The 2,147-nt window shown below is 58.6% G+C and carries 6 protein-coding genes; all 6 read right to left on the bottom strand.

What is annotated here, in order from left to right; all coding sequences use genetic code 11:
• Positions 1-193, bottom strand: a 193-nt coding sequence (locus AACS18_RS08985; RefSeq protein WP_108614151.1) for a hypothetical protein, incomplete at its 3' end; no start/stop codon positions are given.
• Between the two features lie 222 nt (positions 194-415).
• Positions 416-565, bottom strand: a complete 150-nt coding sequence (locus tag AACS18_RS08980; protein ID WP_258228894.1) for a hypothetical protein — start codon at positions 563-565, stop codon at positions 416-418.
• A 1-nt stretch (position 566) separates the two neighbouring features.
• A complete protein-coding gene (locus AACS18_RS08975) occupies positions 567-1,109 on the bottom strand; it encodes a hypothetical protein (RefSeq protein WP_108614150.1) in 543 nt (180 codons plus the stop codon).
• 78 nt (positions 1,110-1,187) lie between these two features.
• The gene (locus AACS18_RS08970) at positions 1,188-1,550 is read right to left on the bottom strand and encodes a hypothetical protein (protein ID WP_108614149.1); all 363 of its coding nucleotides are present in this window, start codon (positions 1,548-1,550) and stop codon (positions 1,188-1,190) included.
• Entirely contained in the window at positions 1,547-1,762 is a 216-nt protein-coding gene (locus tag AACS18_RS08965) for a hypothetical protein (protein WP_108614148.1), read from the bottom strand. The genes AACS18_RS08970 and AACS18_RS08965 overlap by 4 nt, the downstream gene beginning before the upstream one ends.
• A partial coding sequence (locus tag AACS18_RS08960) for a hypothetical protein (protein WP_108614147.1) occupies positions 1,762-2,147 on the bottom strand: 386 nt, incomplete at its 5' end. The genes AACS18_RS08960 and AACS18_RS08965, both read right to left, overlap by 1 nt.

Below are 2,147 nucleotides of genomic sequence, written 5' to 3'. Positions count from 1 at the left end.
GGGTGTACTCATAGGCGGAGTCATCCTTCACGCCGATATGTTCATGTGAGGCCATACGCTTGACCCATTGCCATTCAGGCACCAGGTCTGCGTCATCGTAATCGCCGATGATGGAACTCGCGGCGACATCCAGCATCTGCATCACCGTATAGCCTGCCAGTGGGTCAGGTGTTGCAGGGAGGGTGTTGGTCATTGCATCGTTCCTTGTTGTCTGGGCTGTGCGTTACAGCTGATTGATAACCGGTTTGCAATTGAGTCTGTCCAGCGGGTGCAGCGAACCGTACTGGGCTACCAGTCGGTCTATGGCCATCTGGGCGCAGGCCGTTCTGCTGGGCTTATTCTCAGGTATTGCGTAACGCGCGGTGAGCCAGCCGCCGAGCAGTGCAATGCGGTAGCCGCTCGGGATGTGGGTGAGCTAGGTGCCTATACCCCTCCCGTGAATGAGGAAGGGCACGGCCTGGCCGCCAATGTCGATATCGATGCACTGGCCCTTGAGCTCAAAGGTGGTGAGCTCGCCGGTTTGCGGATGTTTGCCGGGCACCTTGATGGTGATGTTCTTCGCCATGTCACACCTCCGGCTTAGCTTCAAAGTGGTGGGTCACAACGCCTGCTTCTGGGTCAATGCTGATAAACGCCGGGGCTTGCGGGTGGTTCTGGTAGAGCCGCGCCAGTTCGGCACGAAATGTCTCGACGTTCGGTGCAATCACATGGCTGGTATCCCCCTCGGCGTAGGTAAAGGTCTCCAGCTTCTCTGTGTGAATCCAGATGCCGAAATACCACGCGTCTTCCTCGGTATCGTATTGCTGCCAGCCCTGAGCCAGCAGTGTTCGGTCGTAGTAGTAGCGGTCAGCCTGATGGCTACCCCGGTCGATGCGGCAGCCGGTCACTGTAAGTTCAAACGGGATACGCCCCGCTTTGTGGGCTTTCTTGACCCGGCGCAGCAGCTTGAGGGCCTTGGCTCTGCTGCGGCCATTACCGAGCGGGTACTTCTGTCTAGCCCGCAATCCCAGGTGGGTCATTATCTTCGGTGCGGTGTTGTGGTTGAGCTGACCGATGGCAGTGGTGATCTGCCGAGCGGTCAGGGTCTTGTAATCACGCAGGTCGTGCATGGTTGGGTTCCTTAAAATGTAAACAGCCCCTCGGTGTGAGGGGCTGTTAGAGGTCTTGGGTGTGCAGGTGGCCGTGGCTCAGGTGTGACTACTCCAATCCGGCTTGTCATTACTACCGTGGTTGACGTAGGCCCCGACAATTACCCGTTGCCACTCACCGACCGGCAGACCCGCTGCATTACAGGCGCAGCGAAAGCGGGCGAAGTTAATCTCTCGTGGCAGGTGCTCACGCATATCCCGTGGGCTGACAAAAAGCGAGGTTTTGTGCAGCACCGGGTTGGGCGCGACCAGCGGGCCGCCAATACGCCTTCCCTCCACATCGTGGGCATAGGCCCAGCCAGGCAGCATCAACTGCTGGCTGATGAGCTTGGCGAGTGCTGGATGGGCACACATGGCCTCCGCTACGGCGGCCTGGCTAAAGCTGTCGGTAAATTCAATCATGGGTGTTGCTCCCTTTCTGCAGGCGCACGGTAAGCCGCTGCCAGTAGCGCAAATTGTTCGACCAGGTAACTGATGCTGATGCCCAGTTCATCGCTGACCCCATCCCCCAGACGGTGATGTAGTTGTGCCATGTCATCGGCGATACGCTGGGCTATCTGGGCGGTTGAGCTCGGTGGTGAGTTTGTCACCGTCAGAGTGATGGAAAGGTTCATCACATCTCTCCCCAAGGGGCTTGGTCCCACAGTGACAGCCGGGTCAGCACGTCTTGTGCGAGAGCCTGTTGCAACTGCTGTATCACCTTCACTAGCCGGGGAGCCTGCTCAGGGCTCCCACTCCATTCACTCGATTGATACAGAGCGCAGCAGGTGAATTTGTAGAGGGCAACCAGCTCGCTATCGGTGAGTGATGCCTGGTGGTAACGGTGGGCAGGTTTAAGCGGGCTCGGCTTGGTCGAGCGGTGCTGGCGTGGTTCCTTACGCTCCTGCTGACGCCCCAGCTGATAGCGATGCCAGACAGCCCGCTGGTTGGCGAGCATCATCAACCGTACCAGCCGGTCTACCCGCCACGTCCAGGTACTGGTGACATCCATTGGTGAGT

The sequence above is a fragment of the Aeromonas sp. HMWF015 genome (assembly GCF_963878965.1).
GTDB classification, from domain to species: Bacteria; Pseudomonadota; Gammaproteobacteria; order Enterobacterales; family Aeromonadaceae; genus Aeromonas; species Aeromonas veronii.
The sequence above is the reverse complement of the archived record's forward strand: the minus strand, read 5'-3'. Positions and strand labels throughout refer to the sequence as shown.

Excerpts from the sequence above, each read along its gene's own strand:
- AACS18_RS08980 (WP_258228894.1), bottom strand. The coding sequence starts at position 565 with ATGGCGAAGAACATCACCATCAAGGTGCCCGGCAAACATCCGCAAACC.
- AACS18_RS08975 (WP_108614150.1), bottom strand. The coding sequence starts at position 1,109 with ATGCACGACCTGCGTGATTACAAGACCCTGACCGCTCGGCAGATCACC.
- AACS18_RS08970 (WP_108614149.1), bottom strand. The coding sequence starts at position 1,550 with ATGATTGAATTTACCGACAGCTTTAGCCAGGCCGCCGTAGCGGAGGCC.
- AACS18_RS08965 (WP_108614148.1), bottom strand. The coding sequence starts at position 1,762 with ATGAACCTTTCCATCACTCTGACGGTGACAAACTCACCACCGAGCTCA.